This window comes from Rhodoplanes roseus, from assembly GCF_003258865.1.
GTDB lineage: Bacteria > Pseudomonadota > Alphaproteobacteria > Rhizobiales > Xanthobacteraceae > Rhodoplanes > Rhodoplanes roseus.
In genome coordinates, this window is record NZ_NPEX01000144.1 from 1 (window position 1) to 14,302 (window position 14,302).

At 69.0% G+C, this 14,302-nt stretch carries 14 protein-coding genes; 3 read left to right on the top strand and 11 right to left on the bottom strand.

The annotated features are described in order from the left end of the window. Together xseA and CH341_RS18980 are read right to left on the bottom strand one after the other, a co-directional pair. Positions 1-922, bottom strand: a 922-nt coding sequence (xseA, locus tag CH341_RS18975; RefSeq protein WP_111420560.1) for an exodeoxyribonuclease VII large subunit, incomplete at its 3' end; no start/stop codon positions are given. 115 nt (positions 923-1,037) lie between these two features. Then, positions 1,038-2,180, bottom strand: a complete 1,143-nt coding sequence (locus tag CH341_RS18980; RefSeq protein WP_111420561.1) for a carbohydrate kinase family protein — start codon at positions 2,178-2,180, stop codon at positions 1,038-1,040. 257 nt (positions 2,181-2,437) lie between these two features. On the opposite strand from CH341_RS18980, the gene CH341_RS18985 reads away from it, so the two are divergent. Next, positions 2,438-3,331 carry an EamA family transporter gene (locus CH341_RS18985; RefSeq protein WP_111420562.1) on the top strand — a complete coding sequence of 298 codons (894 nt, stop codon included), beginning with the start codon at positions 2,438-2,440 and terminating at the stop codon, positions 3,329-3,331. A gap of 158 nt (positions 3,332-3,489) precedes the next feature. Here the strand turns inward: CH341_RS18985 and CH341_RS18990 are convergent, their stop codons facing one another. The 4 genes from CH341_RS18990 to CH341_RS19005 form a co-directional block, all read right to left on the bottom strand. Further along, positions 3,490-4,050: a DUF1178 family protein gene (locus CH341_RS18990; RefSeq protein ID WP_111420563.1), complete on the bottom strand. Its 561-nt coding sequence runs from the start codon at positions 4,048-4,050 to the stop codon at positions 3,490-3,492. Further along, positions 4,047-4,937 carry a carbon-nitrogen hydrolase family protein gene (locus tag CH341_RS18995; protein WP_111420564.1) on the bottom strand — a complete coding sequence of 297 codons (891 nt, stop codon included), beginning with the start codon at positions 4,935-4,937 and terminating at the stop codon, positions 4,047-4,049. The genes CH341_RS18990 and CH341_RS18995 overlap by 4 nt, the downstream gene beginning before the upstream one ends. Before the next feature lie 14 nt (positions 4,938-4,951). Beyond that, positions 4,952-5,209 carry a glutaredoxin 3 gene (grxC, locus tag CH341_RS19000; protein WP_111420565.1) on the bottom strand — a complete coding sequence of 86 codons (258 nt, stop codon included), beginning with the start codon at positions 5,207-5,209 and terminating at the stop codon, positions 4,952-4,954. Positions 5,210-5,341: 132 nt separating this feature from the next. Next, positions 5,342-6,109, bottom strand: coding sequence for a ComF family protein (locus CH341_RS19005; protein ID WP_111420566.1), 768 nt, complete (start codon positions 6,107-6,109; stop codon positions 5,342-5,344). A 238-nt stretch (positions 6,110-6,347) separates the two neighbouring features. On the opposite strand from CH341_RS19005, the gene CH341_RS19010 reads away from it, so the two are divergent. Then, the gene (locus CH341_RS19010; RefSeq protein WP_111420567.1) at positions 6,348-7,262 is read left to right on the top strand and encodes a class I SAM-dependent methyltransferase; all 915 of its coding nucleotides are present in this window, start codon (positions 6,348-6,350) and stop codon (positions 7,260-7,262) included. Positions 7,263-7,289: 27 nt separating this feature from the next. Here CH341_RS19010 and CH341_RS19015 read toward each other — a convergent pair whose 3' ends face one another. The 5 genes from CH341_RS19015 to CH341_RS19035 all read right to left on the bottom strand — a co-directional run bounded on the left by CH341_RS19015 (position 7,290) and on the right by CH341_RS19035 (position 11,220). Next, positions 7,290-7,694: a (deoxy)nucleoside triphosphate pyrophosphohydrolase gene (locus CH341_RS19015; protein WP_111420573.1), complete on the bottom strand. Its 405-nt coding sequence runs from the start codon at positions 7,692-7,694 to the stop codon at positions 7,290-7,292. Positions 7,695-7,812: 118 nt separating this feature from the next. Then, the gene (gene argJ, locus CH341_RS19020) at positions 7,813-9,054 is read right to left on the bottom strand and encodes a bifunctional glutamate N-acetyltransferase/amino-acid acetyltransferase ArgJ (protein WP_111420568.1); all 1,242 of its coding nucleotides are present in this window, start codon (positions 9,052-9,054) and stop codon (positions 7,813-7,815) included. Positions 9,055-9,213: 159 nt separating this feature from the next. Next, a complete protein-coding gene (locus tag CH341_RS19025; RefSeq protein ID WP_111420569.1) occupies positions 9,214-9,594 on the bottom strand; it encodes a hypothetical protein in 381 nt (126 codons plus the stop codon). A 2-nt stretch (positions 9,595-9,596) separates the two neighbouring features. Continuing rightward, positions 9,597-10,130 carry a type II toxin-antitoxin system antitoxin SocA domain-containing protein gene (locus CH341_RS19030; protein ID WP_111420570.1) on the bottom strand — a complete coding sequence of 178 codons (534 nt, stop codon included), beginning with the start codon at positions 10,128-10,130 and terminating at the stop codon, positions 9,597-9,599. A gap of 109 nt (positions 10,131-10,239) precedes the next feature. Then, entirely contained in the window at positions 10,240-11,220 is a 981-nt protein-coding gene (locus CH341_RS19035) for a peptidylprolyl isomerase (RefSeq protein ID WP_111420571.1), read from the bottom strand. A gap of 392 nt (positions 11,221-11,612) precedes the next feature. On the opposite strand from CH341_RS19035, the gene secA reads away from it, so the two are divergent. After that, the coding region (gene secA / locus CH341_RS19040; RefSeq protein WP_111420572.1) for a preprotein translocase subunit SecA at positions 11,613-14,302 on the top strand (2,690 nt) is incomplete at its 3' end.

The following is a 14,302-nucleotide window of genomic DNA, read 5'->3' on the forward strand; positions in this document are numbered from 1 at the left end:
GCGCCGCCGAGCGCAGCGCCACGCGCCGGCCCTCCTGAGCGCGCGCCCAGCAGGTCAGCACACGGCGGCCGAGCCCGTCGACCCGGGCCAAGAGCTCCGAGCGCACCGGCACGGCCATCTCGGCGGCCGCGGTCGGCGTCGGGGCGCGGCGGTCGGAGGCGAAGTCGATCAGCGTCACGTCGGTCTCGTGGCCGACCGCCGAGATCAGCGGGATGAAGCTGTCGGCGGCGGCGCGGACGACGATCTCCTCGTTGAAGGCCCACAGATCCTCGATCGAGCCGCCGCCGCGGGCGACGATCAAGAGATCGGGCCGCGGGATCGGGCCGTCCTCGGGCAGCGCATTGAAACCGCGGATGGCGGCGGCGATCTCTTCCGCCGCGCCCTCCCCCTGCACCCGCACCGGCCACACCAGCACGGGCCGCGGGAAGCGGTCCTCCAGGCGGTGCAGGATGTCGCGGATCACCGCGCCGGACGGCGACGTGACGACGCCGATGACGCCGGGCAGCGACGGCAGGAGCTGCTTGCGCGCCTCGTCGAACAGTCCTTCGGCGGCGAGCGCCTGCTTGCGCTGCTCGAGCAGCGCCATCAGGGCACCGAGCCCGGCCGGCTCCAGCGTCTCGATGACGATCTGATAGGTCGAACGGCCCGGATAGGTGGTGAGCCGCCCGGTGGCGATCACCTCGAGCCCCTCCTCGGGCTTGATCCGCATGCGGCCGAAGGCGGTGCGCCACACCACCGCGTCGATGCGGGCGCTCTCGTCCTTCAGGCAGAAATAGGCGTGCCCGGAGGAGTGCACGCCGCGGAAGCCCGAGATCTCGCCGCGCACCCGGACATGCCCGAAGGCGTCCTCGACCGTGCGCTTGAGCGCCGAGGAGAGCTCCGAGACGGTCCATTCGGGGATGTTGAGGCGAGGCTCGTTCATGTCCGGTTCTGGCCCATGGCCGTAGCCCGCATGGAGCGGAGCGGAATGCGGGTGCGGCGCAGGGAGGATCCCGGGTTTCGCTGCGCTCGACCCAGGCTACGAGATTGCTCCGACGTCACTCCGCTGCGATGTCGCCGACGCGCTCGCCGTCCGGCGACTCGAAGTGCAGCGGCCAACGGCGGGTGGCGAATTGCGGGCCGAGCGCCTCGATGCGGGCGTCGAGCTCGTCGCGCTTGAGGAGCCCGGCCTGGGTGTCGACGAAGCCGACCACCGAGGCGGCGTTGATGGTCGCGGCCTTGAGGGCTTCCAGCGGCGGATAGCCGCGCGCCTCGTAGGCCGTGTAGGTCGACGTGAAGGCGTCGCCGGCCCCGGCCGTGCCGGCGACCGTGCAGTCGACCGACGGGCAGAAGACGATCTCGTCGGGCGTCGCCACATAGGCGCCGCGGTTGCCGTCGGTGAGCAGCACGCGCTTGGGGCCCATGCTGGTCAGCGCCCGGAAGAAGGCGACGACGCTCATGTCGTAGCCGCCGCCCGACAGCGGCCGGCTGTCGATCTCGGGGCGCGCCTCGCCGGGCGCGATCGGCAGCTTGGGGCCGCCTTCGCCGAACTCGGCGATCAGGCTCGGCACCAGCGCCGAGGCCTCGCCGCGGTTGAGCGCGACGATGTCGACCATGCGCAGCGCCTCCTGGAACGGGCCGGCGCGGGCCGAGAGCTGGCGCGGGCCCGGATTGGTGGCAATCATCGCGCCTTTCGCCTTGGCGCGGCGCACCAGCTCGGGAAAGCGCTCCGCCGACCGGCCGCTGAGCGAGGTGATGTAGACGACGTCGACCGCGAAGGCGTGGTCGTGCAGATCCTCCGCCTCGAGCCCGGTATTGGCACCGCGGAACGTGAACACGGCGGCGTTGCGGTCGTGCGACGAGATCAGCACCGAGGCGCCGGTGGGCGCGCGCTTGTCGCGCAGCGCCCAGCGGGTCGACACGCCCTCGTGCTCGAGCCGCGTCAGGATCGTCTCGGCGCGGCTGTCCTGGCCGAGCTTGATCAGGGTCGAGACGTCGAACCCCAGCCGCGACATCGAGACGGCCGCGTTGACGGCGCCGCCGCCGATATGGGTGGAGATCTCCAGCGCCTCGGTCTTGCGGCCCTCCTCCATCAGCAGGAAGGAGCTGTCCGCATTGGACATCGCCATGCGCTCGATGCGGGAGCTCTCGATGATCGCGATCGTGTCGATCATGGCTCCGCCGACCGTCAGGGCCTTCATGGCTTCCCTCCTGCAGTCCTCGACGTCCGGGTTCGTCGCACCCCGGACAGGCCTGCCGCTGCCGTCCCGTTCCTGTCGATCGAGCGCCGGCTTCGATCCCACCAATTCTCGGTCCATGAGATATAACGACTCGGCGTTACCCGCACCAGCCGCCCGCGGCAGGTCGCCCGGGCTACGCCCCGCGGCTCAGCGTGCCGTGCGTGCAATGACCCCCGGTTTCGCAGACGCGGCGAACCCACCTCTCGTCGGAGACGATCGTGCCGGACGGACCCTGGTCGTGGGCCGCATTCGCCGTCGCCGCAGCCGCGGCCCAGACGGTGCGCAACGCCGCCCAGCGACAGCTCACCCAGACGCTCGGAACGGTCGGCGCGACCCATGTCCGGTTCCTGTTCGGCTTCCCGTTCGCGGTGGCGTTCCTCGGGCTGATCGTGCTGGCGAGCGGCACGACGCCGCCGCTGCCGCCGCTCGCCTTCTGGCCGTTCGTGACGTCCGGCGCCCTCACCCAGATCGCCGCGACCGCCATGATGCTGGCCGCGATGGGAGAGCGCTCGTTCCTGGTGGTGACGGCCTACACCAAGACCGAGCCGGTCCAGGTCGCGCTGTTCGGGCTCGTGATGCTGGGCGATCCCGTGACGCTGCCGATGGCGACCGCCATCGTGATCGCCACGACCGGGGTCGTGCTGATGTCGCTGCGCCCCGGCCAGACCGGCGGCGGCGCCCGGCCGATGGCGCTCGGGCTGGCCTCGGCGGCGCTGTTCGCGCTGTCGGCGATCGGCTATCGCGGCGCCATCCTGAGCCTGCCGACCGATTTCGTCACCGCCGCCGGCACGACGCTCTGCCTCGCGCTGCTGATCCAGGCCGTGCTGCTCTCCGCCTGGCTGGCGCTGCGCGACCGCGCCGTGCTGATCGCGGTGCTGCGCGCCTGGCGGCCCTCGCTGCTCGCCGGCTTCATGGGGGCACTCGCCTCGCAGCTGTGGTTCAGCGCCTTCGCACTCACGTCGGCCGCCAATGTGCGCACCGTCGCGCTGGTCGAGGTGCTGTTCGCGCAGGCGATCACGCGCTTCGCCTTCAAGCAGCGCACCACGGCGCGCGAGCTCCTCGGCATCGCCCTGATCGTCGCCGGCGTCGCACTGCTGCTGTGGGTGCATTGAGCCGGACGGCGGCGGCGCAGAAGACCTCGGCCCCCTCACCCGGACCCGAATCCAGTCCAGAACGCCGAGCGCGGTGCTGGAGTCCGGGGTCGCGCCCCGGCGCGCTCCGGAACGACGAATTCCGCAAGACCGTCGGCCGGGGAGGTGAAGCGAAAGGCTCAGTTGCGCTCGTCGGGCAGCATCGGCAGCGGGTGGAACTCGATGCCTTCGTCGAGCATCGACTTGACCTCCTCGGCGGAGGCCTCGCCGTAGATCGAGCGGTGCTTGATCTCACCGTAATGCATGCGCCGCGCCTCGTCCGGGAAGCGCTCGCCGACATGCTCGGCGGTCTGCACCAGATGATCGCGCAGCTCCTTCAGCTTGCGGCGGAGCTCGACCTCCTGGGGCGACATCAGCGCCACCGGCGCGCGCGGCTCCTCCACCGGAGCCGGGACCGGAGCGGCCGGCGCTTCGCCCGCCGATGCCGTGGACGATCCGCCCGCACCCGCGTCGGCGACGACGTCTGCCATCGCGGCGGCCGCGGCCGCCGCGAGGCGGGCCGCCGACGCCTTCGACGAGCGGCCGAGCCGGGGCGTCATCAACGACTTTCCGACCTTCGGGCTGCCGCAGACCGGGCAGCTCACGAGGCCGCGCGCCGCCTGATCGTCGAAGTCGGACGAATTCCGGAACCAGCTCTCGAAGGCGTGGCCGTCCTGGCACGCGAGCGCGTAGCGGATCATTTCGCCTCGTGAAGGGCGTGCAGACGCACCGCGGCGGCGGTCGGCTCGACGACCTCGAAGCGGCGGCCGTGCTGGAGCGACGGCACCCGGCTGCGCGCCGCCGTCACGGCGGCCGGATCGACCTCGGCCATGACGATGCCGGGCTCGGTGCCGTTCTCGGCGATCACGACGCCCCACGGGTCGACGATGATCGAATGCCCGAAGGTCTCGCGACCGTTCTCGTGCAGACCACCCTGGGCGGCGGCGAAGACGTAGCAGCCGTTCTCGATGGCGCGCGCCCGCGTCAGCACGTGCCAGTGCGCCTCGCCGGTGACGCGCGTGAACGCTGCCGGCAGCGCGATGAAGGAGCTGCCCGCCTCGGCGAGCGCCCGGAACAAGGCCGGGAAGCGCAGGTCGTAGCAGATCGACAGGCCCAGGCGGCCCCACGGCAGGTCTGCCACCACGGCCCGGTCGCCGGGCCGGAACATGCGCGACTCGCGATAGCTCTCGCCGTTGGCGAGGTCGACGTCGAACATGTGGATCTTGTCGTAGGACGCCACCACGTCGCCGTTCGGATCGATCAGATAGGAGCGGTTGGCGGCGAGCTCCGGACCGACCTTGACGGCCAGCGAGCCGACATGCAGCCAGATCCGATGGGTACGCGCGGTGTCGCGCAGCGCGGCGAGGCCGGCGTCGCTGTCCTCCGGCGCGATCAGCTCGAGCAGGCGCTCGCGATCGCTCTCCATCAGATTGGTCATCTCGGGCGTCTGCACATAATGCGCGCCGCGATCCTTGGCCTTGCCGATCAGCTTGACGGCCGTGTCGATATTGGTCGCCGGCCGACGGCCCGACTGCATCTGGATCAGAGCAACCCGGAAGGTCGAATTCTCTCTGAGCTGGAACGTCATTGATCCACCCTCCGTCACGACCTCAGCAGCGGGTCGAGCTGTCCCGCATCGTCGAGGGCGTAGAGATCGTCGCAGCCGCCGACATGCGTATCGCCGATGAAGATCTGCGGCACCGTCGTCCGCCCGTTGGCACGCGCGATCATCTCGCTGCGCTTCTCGGGCAGACCGGCCACGCCGATCTCCGTGAACGCGACGCCCTTCTGGCGAAGCAACTGCTTCGCCGACGTGCAGTAGGGACAGAAGGGCGTCGTGTAGATTTCAACGTCTGGCATTGCTCGTCTTGTCTCGCCGTACCGGCCGGACCGAAGAAACTGGTCGGGCCGAAACCACCGCACTGCACACCAACCATAGCTCTCCACTATAGGGGAGAGTGCATTGCATCAACAATCCGTGTTACTCGGGAGTCATACCACCGTTGCATCTACGACACACGCGAACACGATCACGTCGACCGACACGGCCCCGGCTCGCAACAAGGTTCTGGCGCAACTCTCCGCCGTGGCACCGGTCGTCATCACGTCGTCCACGACGATCAGGCGTCGGCCCCGTACGGCCGCACGACCGGGTTCTGTCACGCGGAACGCGGATTGCACGTTGCTCGCACGCTCGCTGCGCGTGAGCCCGACCTGCTGCGGCGTCGCCCGCACCCGCTTCATCGCGTCGACCAGAACAGCGATGCCACGCAAATCGGCCATCACGGTGGCGAGCGCGGCGGCCTGATTGAACCGTCGGGCCCACAACCGTCGCCAATGCAGCGGCACCGGCACGAGCGCATCCGCCGCATCGATCAGCTCGCGTCCCGCTTCCGCCATCCATCGCCCCATCATGGGCGCGAGTTCCATGCGGTCGCCGTACTTCAACGCATGAACCAGCGATCCGGCCACATCGTCGTAACGCACTGCGGCACGCGACCGCCCGAAGGCCGGTGGATGCGCGATCGCCCGCGGCGACAGCAGACCCGGCCCGGCGTCGTGTGCGAACGGAATGCCGAGCCGCTCGCAATAAGGACGCGCTATGAACGACAACCGCGACCAGCAGGTTGCGCACACGGCACCGTCGTCCGTGAGCGGCTGGCTGCACGCCGGGCACAACGGCGGCAACACGGAATCGACGGCGAACCGCAGCGCCGCCCGCAGGCCGGCTCCTGTCGTGGCGGTCGCCCGCGTGGCCATATGAACCCTCGTTCATCGACACCACTCGAATCGACTCGGCGCGTCGCATGGCATTTGATGACGAAGGACGCATGACCAACGCATCGTCATCTGATCACGTGCCGGGCGCACGGCGCGCCGAGACTCTCCCGGCGAGATTCTCATGCAAGCGTCGCGCCACTATCGTCTCCGCCTCGCCTTCCGCGTGTCGACTCGCCCCGGTTGTCGAACCGACCCGCATCATAACCCAGGATGGTAAATGGTTGCTCCACGCGTTTTCGATCGTCCCCTGCTTCTGCAACGCCGCCGGCGCGCATTGGATCTCGGCCCCGCGACGTTTCTGCTCGACCGCGTCGCCGAGGACATGGCCGACCGGCTCGCCGCGACGCTGCGGACCTTCGCCGCTGCGGTCGATCTCGGGACGCCGGGCGGTGCGGTACGGGCCGCGCTCGCCGCGCATCCGCGGATCGGCACGCTGTTCGGAGTCGATACGCTCGCCGGCGACAGTCGGACCACAGGCCTGTCGGTCGTGGCCGACGAGGAGGTCCTGCCCTTCGCCGACGCGTCGCTCGATCTGGTGACGTCGGGTCTCGCCCTGCACAGCGTCAACGACCTGCCCGGCACCTTCGCGCAGATCCGGCGCGCGCTGCGCCCCGACGGACTCTTCATCGCGGCGCTGCTGGGCGGCGCGACGCTGACCGAGCTGCGCCAGAGCTTCGCGGCGGCCGAGACCGAATGCGAAGGCGGGCTGTCGCCGCGCGTCGCGCCCTTCGCCGACATCCGCGACATCGGTGCGCTGCTGCAGCGCGCCGGCTTCGCCCTGCCGGTGACCGATGTCGACGCCGTGACGGTGCGCTACGCCTCGCCCTTCGCGCTGGTCCAGGATCTGCGCCGCATGGGCGCGACCAATCCGCTGGTCGAGCGCCGGCGCGTGCCGCTGCGCCGCGCCACGCTGATGCGCGCGATGCAGATCTATGCCGAACGCTTCTCCGATCCGGACGGCCGCGTGCGGGCGACCTTCGAGATCGTCTGGCTGTCCGGCTGGTCGCCGCACGAGAGCCAGCAGAAGCCGCTGAAGCCCGGCAGCGCCACGGCCCGCCTCGCCGACGCGCTCGGCACCACCGAGATTTCGACCGGCGAGAAGGCGGAGCCGGGGAAGAAGCCGCAGCCGTAGGGTCGGCGAAGGTGCGACGAAGGCGCCCTACAGCAACAGCCCGGTCAGATGCGGGATCAGCGGGATGTCGGCCTCGGGCATCGGATAGTCGCGCAGCTTGTTCGGCCGCACCCAGCGCAGCGCGGCGTGCTCGCGCGGCGTCACCGCGCCGTCCCAGCGCCGGCAGACATAGAGCGGCATCAGCAGGTGAAAGTCCGCGTAGGCGTGGCTCGCGAAGGTGAGCGGCGCCAGGCACGGCTCCTTCACGACGATGCCGAGCTCCTCGTGGAGCTCGCGGATCAGCGCCTGCTCGGGGCCCTCTCCCGCCTCGACCTTGCCGCCCGGAAACTCCCACAGCCCCGCCATGGCCCGCCCCTCGGGCCGCTGCGCCAGCAGGATGCGGCCGTCCACGTCGATCAGCGCGCAGGCGGCGACCAGGACGAGCTTTTTCACCGGCGGCACCTCGGTCCAGGAGCCGTCATGCCCGGCCCTGTGCCGGGCATCCACGTCGTCACGGCTCTGCAACAGGAAAGGCGTGGATGGCCGGGGCAAGCCCGGCCATGACGGAGGATCACGACCGGTAGTCGCCGTTGATGGCGACGTACTCCTTCGTCAGGTCGCAGGTGAGCACGCGGTCGCGGCCCTTGCCGAGGCCGAGATCGACCTTCAGCTCGATCTCCGGCTTCTTCATCAGCGCCGAGACCTTGGCCTCGTCGTAGCCGGGATCGCGCTCGCCCTTGTGGGCGACCCGCACGCCGCCGAACCAGATCGACAGCTTGTCGCGATCGGCCTTCTCGCCGGCCTTGCCGACCGCCATCACGACGCGGCCCCAGTTGGCGTCCTCGCCGGCGATCGCGGTCTTCACCAGCGGCGAGTTGGCGATCGACATGGCGATCCGGCGCGCCGCCTTCTTGGACGCGGCGCCTTCGACGATCACCTCGACCAGCTTTCGCGCGCCTTCGCCGTCGCGGGCGACCTGCTCGGCCAGATCCGCCAGCACGCGGTTGAAGCCCTTGCGGAAGGGCTCCAGCCGCGGATCGCTGGCGCGCGAGATCTTCGCCACGCCGCGCGCCGCGGCAGTGCCGGTCGCGAAGGCGAGCAGCGTGTCGGACGTCGAGGTGTCACCGTCGATCGTCACCGCGTTGAACGTGTCCTCGACGCCCTTGGTCAGCAGGCTCTGCAGCACGGCCGGCGTGAGCGGCGCATCGGTGAACACGAAGCTCAGCATGGTCGCCATGTCGGGCGCGATCATGCCGGCGCCCTTGGCGATGCCGCAGATGGTCACCGGCTTGCCGTCGATGCGCACCATCGCGGCGGCGCCCTTGGGAAACGTGTCGGTCGTCATGATGGCGCGCGCCGCCTCGTCCCAGCGGCCCGGCTCGGCCGCGGCGACCAGCGCGTCCATCACGCCGCCGAACTTTTCCGCCGGCAGCGGCTCGCCGATCACGCCCGTCGAGGCGAGGAAGATCTCGGCCGGCTTGCACCCCGCCGCCTTCGACGCGATGTCGGCCGTCAGCTTGACGGCGGCGACGCCGGACTTGCCCGTGAAGGCGTTGGCGTTGCCGGAGTTGACCACCAGGGCGCGCGCCTTGCCGGCCTTCAGCTTGCCGCGGCACCAGTCGACCGGCGCCGACGGGCATTTGGACTTGGTGAAGACGCCGGCCACGGCCGTGCCGGGATCGAGCAGCGCCAACAGCACGTCGGTGCGGCCCGCATAGCGGATGCCGGCCGCGGCGGTGGCGACCTTGACGCCGTCGATCGCCGGCATTTCGGGAAAGCGCTCGGGCGCGAGCGGAGAAACGGCTGTGGCCATCGGCCCAGACCCCCGGTGGACGGGCGCGAGCCCCTCCCGCGCCTTCGACGAACGTCGCAGCGTCGATTAGGAGGGCCGAGGGGCGGGGTCAAGCGGGTGTTGCCGCGTCTTCCCAGCCTGGCGGCGAGGCGGACGACGGATCGAGGCCGTGAACGACCTTCAAGTCCGATCGGTGTCGACTCCCAGTGCCGCCTTCAACCGCTCCTTGTCGGCCGGGCTGATGGTGCGAGCCTTCTGGATCGCGGCGACAATCTCGCGGACGAGCGCCCGATCGATCGTGCCGATCACGCCCCGGTCACGCAGGCTTTCGTCGACCACATACTCGTCGAGCTCCAGCGGCTCGCCGCATTCCAGATAGCTGTCCCATTTCAGAAATTCGTGGTGGGGTGTCCGAGCGAGCGCGACGGCGTGCTGCCACTTCGGCGCGGTGTTGATGCGGAAGAACAATCCGAGCGACGGCTCGACGCAGACGACCATCTTGGGGCCCGGTGGACGGATCGTCTCGTCGCGGATCCAAATGACGTCGAGCGCCCGGATCATTGTCACAATCGCATGAAACGGGAGGTCTCTCTGAGAAGGCCGACGAGTTCCGCCTTGTCCGGGGAATCGTCGATCATGTCCTCGTAACTCATGATCCCGAGCTCGGCCGCCTGCCAGTCGGCTCCGTGCGTCGCACTCGTCCTGGCATCGAAACTCATGCTCGTCGACCTGCCGAGGCCTTCCTTCAGAGCGTCGACATCGCTCTCCGAAAGCACCGAGATATCGGGTTCGCTGTTCGCCACGAGACGAAGCCGAAAGCCGTCGAGACGCCACGGATAGGCGTCCATGCCGAGATCGGCGAGCCACAGCGGCTCGCCCTTCGCCATCTCGTAGATTTCGAGCGGGACCGGCCCGAACTTCATGGCCCGATAGGTCGCCCCGAAGATCGGCCGTCCGAAGGCGTTGAGATGAGCCCGATCCGCGAAATAGCAGGCCTTCAACAAGGCATGCAGGTCGATGCCCGGCTTTTCGCGGACCATCCAATGGATCGCAGCGCGGGCCTTCTCAGGAGAAAACTTGAACCGGATCCGCCGCATAATTCAAAGCTACGAGCTTTGCGCTTAATAATCAAGTATTTACAGAGCAAGACAGGACCGAGGCCCAGCGTCGAACGCATCGCGGGCCCCGGTCGATATCGTCTCCGGCCTACTTCTTCTCCGGAGCCGGCGTCGCGTTCGGCGCGGGCGCGGGCGCGGCGGCACCGGCCGGGGCCGGGGTGGCCTCGGGCTTGTCGAGGCGCTCGATCTTGGCGTCGGCCCGCAGCTTGTTGAGGAGCTCGATCTGGGCCTTGCGGGTCACGAATGTCTCGATCTGGTCCTTCACCTGCTCGAACGGCGGCGGCTCGCGCTTGCGCTTGTCCTCGACCTTGATGAGGTGCCAGCCGAACGAGGTCTTCACCGGGTCGGAGACCTGGCCCTTGTCGAGCTTGAAGGCGGCCTCGGAGAACTCCGGCACCATCTGGTCCTTGGTGAACCAGCCGAGATCGCCGCCGTCGGCCTTGCCGGGCGGGTCCTCGGTGAGGTCCTTGGCGAGCTTGGAGAAGTCCTCGCCCTTCTTGATCTTGGCGAGGGTGTCCTTGGCCTTGGCCTCGGCAGCGGCGGCGGCCTTCGCGTCGCCCGCATCGGCGACCCGGAACAGGATGTGGCGCGCATGCACCTCCTGCTCCTCGCCCATCTGCTTCACGGCCTCCTGGTAGACGTGCTGCATGGCGTCGCCGGTCGCGCCGGACTTGCCGGAGTCGCGCAGCAGCGTCTCCATCAGGGCCTTGCCGCGGACATAGGCGAGCCGCTTCTGGAAGTCCGGGGTGTCCTGGATCTTCTGGCCTTCGGCCGCCTTGGACAGCAGCATCATGTCGGTCAGGTAGTTGATCAGCCAGTCGCGCTTGGCGTCGGGCGTCCCGGCCGGGATGTTCTGGCCGACGTCCTCCTCGGCGATGGCGAGATCGCTCTGCCGGATCTCGACGCCGTTGACCTTCGCGACCACCGGGTCGGCCGCCGGCGGCGCGGCCGGGGCCTGGGCGAAAGCTCCGCCGGCGGTCAGGACGGCCGTCAGGAGGAGAGCCGCCCCGAAGCCGGCGCGACGACGCGCCGGACCCACCGGGCGCGAGCATGAAGTTTGCGTAATCATCGAGAATCCCTGGGAAAGACGGGTCTGCCTACCCGCCGTGAAGGCCCCGCACCCTCGCGCAACGCGCTGCGGTTGGCAACCGCCGGGTCTGCTAGCGGCAAAGGACGGCATGATTGCGGCGCCTATTATGACAAACCGCTGACCTGTAAGGCTGCAGGGCGTTCCGCCGCAGGGGAGCGGCCGGATTGACAAGGCCCGGACCCCCTCCTATCTGTCCACCGCTCGCCGGTGTATCCCGTTGGATTTGCGACGTCGCGCCTCCGCCCCCTAAGCGCCGACCACGCCGAACGGCGGGCTGCGCCGGGACCAGGGCCGGTCGCCCGGCGCATCCGGACCGGCCGCATATCCCTCGAGGCCTGGAAAAGCCCGAGGCCACAGAAAGGACCTCCGGGATGTTCGGCGCTGTCGTCCGCAAGCTGTTCGGAAACGCGAACGACCGGCGCATCCGCGCCTACCGTCCCCGGGTCGACGAGATCAACGCCCTGGAGCCCGAGCTCGTCGCCCTGTCGGACGAGGCGCTGCGGGCCCGTACCGAGGCCTTCCGCAAGGAGCTGGCCGAGGGCAAGACGCTCGACGACCTTCTGGTGCCGGCCTTCGCCACGGTGCGCGAGGCGGCCAAGCGCACGCTCGGCCAGCGCCACTTCGACGTCCAGCTGATGGGCGGCATGGTGCTGCACGAGGGCGCCATCGCCGAGATGAAGACGGGCGAAGGCAAGACCCTGGTCGCCACGCTCGCCGTCTATCTCAACGCGCTCACCGGCCGCGGCGTCCACGTCGTCACGGTCAACGACTACCTGGCCAAGCGCGACAGCGAGTGGATGGGCCAGATCTACAAGTTCCTCGGGCTCACGGTCGGCGTCATCGTGCACGGGCTCGACGACGAGCAGCGCAAGATCGAATACGCCTGCGACGTCACCTACGGCACCAACAACGAGCTCGGCTTCGACTATCTGCGCGACAACATGAAGTACCGCGTCGAGGACATGGTCCAGCGCGGCCACGTCTACGCGATCGTCGACGAGGTCGACTCGATCCTGATCGACGAGGCGCGCACGCCGCTGATCATCTCGGGCCCGCTCGACGACCGCTCCGAGTTCTACAACACCATCGACCAGTTCATTCCGCGCCTCGACAAGGCCGACATCGACCTCGACGAGAAGCAGCGCACCGTCACCATGACCGAGGCCGGCATGGAGAAGATGGAGCGGATGCTGCGCGACGCCGGCCAGCTCAAGACCGAGTCGCTCTACGACGTCGAGAACGTCTCGGTGGTACACCACGTCAACCAGGCGCTGCGTGCCCACAAGCTGTTCCAGCGCGACAAGGACTACATCGTCCGCAACGGCGAGGTCGTCATCATCGACGAGTTCACGGGCCGCATGATGCCGGGCCGGCGCTACTCGGACGGCCTGCACCAGGCGCTGGAGGCGAAGGAACGCCAGCCGATCCAGCCCGAGAACCAGACGCTCGCCTCGATCACGTTCCAGAACTACTTCCGCATGTACGAGAAGCTGGCCGGCATGACCGGCACGGCGCAGACCGAGGCGGACGAGTTCCTCGACATCTACAATCTCGAGGTCGTCGAGGTTCCGACCAACCTGCCGATGCAGCGCGTCGACGACGACGACGAGGTCTACCGGACGGCGGCCGAGAAGTACCGCGCCATCATCACCCTGATCGAGGACTGCAAGACCCGCGGCCAGCCCGTGCTGGTCGGCACCACCTCGATCGAGAAGTCCGAGCTGCTCGCCGACATGCTGCGCGAGAAGGGCTGGGAGGCGCACGACTTCTCCGATCCGAACGCCTTCGCGGCGCTGTATTCGGGCGACGAGGGCGCCACCAAGGCCAAGGTCTTCGCCATCCTGAACGCGCGCTATCACGAGCAGGAGGCCTACATCGTGTCGCAGGCCGGCGTGCCGGGCGCCGTCACGATCGCCACCAACATGGCCGGCCGCGGCACCGACATCCAGCTCGGCGGCAACGCCGACATGCGCATCCGCCAGGAGCTCGCCGAGCTGCCCGAGGGCGACGAGAAGCACGGCCGGGTCGAGGAGATCAAGGCGCAGATCAACCGCCTGAAGGACAAGGCGCTGGCCGCCGGCGGGCTGTTCGTGCTCGGCACCGAGCGGCACGAGTCGCGCCGCATCGACAACCAGCTGCGCGGCCGCTCGGGACGCCAGGGCGACCCCGGCCACTCGAAGTTCTTCCTGTCGCTGGAAGACGACCTGATGCGCATCTTCGGGTCGGACAAGCTCGACGGCATGCTGACCAAGCTCGGCCTCAAGGAGGACGAGTCGATCGTCCATCCGTGGATCAACAAGGCGCTGGAGAAGGCGCAGCAGAAGGTCGAGGCCCGCAACTTCGACATCCGCAAGAACCTGCTGAAGTTCGACAACGTCATGAACGATCAGCGCAAGGTCATCTTCGAGCAGCGCATCGACTGGATGCGCGAGGAGGTGACCAGCGAGATCATCGCCGACATGCGCCACAACGTGGTCGACGAGCTGGTCGCCAAGCACGTGCCCGAGAACGCCTATCCGGAGCAGTGGGACGTCGCCGGCCTGAAGGAGGAGCTCTCCCGGGTGCTCGGCCTCGACCTGCCGGTCGACGAATGGGCCAAGGAAGAAGGCATCGCCGACGAGGAGCTGATCCACCGCGTCGAGCGCAAGGCGGACGAGCACATGGCGGCCAAGGCGGCCCAGTGGGGCCCCGACGTGCTGCGCTACATCGAGAAGTCGATCCTGCTGCAGTCGCTCGACCATCTCTGGCGCGAGCACCTGGTGATGCTCGACCACCTGCGCAACGTCGTCGGCCTGCGCGGCTATGCCCAGCGCGATCCGCTCAACGAGTACAAGGCGGAGGCCTTCGCCCTGTTCGAGACGATGAGCCAGAGCCTGCGCGAGGCGGTGACGGCCCAGCTCATGCGGGTCGAGGTCGTCCAGCAGCAGCCCGAGGAGGCCCAGCTCCCCTACATGGAGGCGAGCAAGCTCGATCCCTCCACGGGCGACAACGAGTTCGCGCCGGCCGACGTCGGCTTCCTGCTCGGCACCCGCCAGGAGGAGACGGTCGACGCGGCGGCGCG

Bases quoted from the DNA above. Each gene is read 5' to 3' on its own strand.
- CH341_RS18980 (WP_111420561.1), bottom strand. From the start codon at position 2,180: ATGAAGGCCCTGACGGTCGGCGGAGCCATGATCGACACGATCGCGATC.
- CH341_RS18990 (WP_111420563.1), bottom strand. From the start codon at position 4,050: ATGATCCGCTACGCGCTCGCGTGCCAGGACGGCCACGCCTTCGAGAGC.
- CH341_RS18995 (WP_111420564.1), bottom strand. From the start codon at position 4,937: ATGACGTTCCAGCTCAGAGAGAATTCGACCTTCCGGGTTGCTCTGATC.
- grxC (WP_111420565.1), bottom strand. From the start codon at position 5,209: ATGCCAGACGTTGAAATCTACACGACGCCCTTCTGTCCCTACTGCACG.
- CH341_RS19005 (WP_111420566.1), bottom strand. From the start codon at position 6,109: ATGGCCACGCGGGCGACCGCCACGACAGGAGCCGGCCTGCGGGCGGCG.
- CH341_RS19010 (WP_111420567.1), top strand. From the start codon at position 6,348: ATGGTTGCTCCACGCGTTTTCGATCGTCCCCTGCTTCTGCAACGCCGC.
- argJ (WP_111420568.1), bottom strand. From the start codon at position 9,054: ATGGCCACAGCCGTTTCTCCGCTCGCGCCCGAGCGCTTTCCCGAAATG.
- CH341_RS19025 (WP_111420569.1), bottom strand. From the start codon at position 9,594: ATGATCCGGGCGCTCGACGTCATTTGGATCCGCGACGAGACGATCCGT.
- CH341_RS19030 (WP_111420570.1), bottom strand. From the start codon at position 10,130: ATGCGGCGGATCCGGTTCAAGTTTTCTCCTGAGAAGGCCCGCGCTGCG.
- CH341_RS19035 (WP_111420571.1), bottom strand. From the start codon at position 11,220: ATGATTACGCAAACTTCATGCTCGCGCCCGGTGGGTCCGGCGCGTCGT.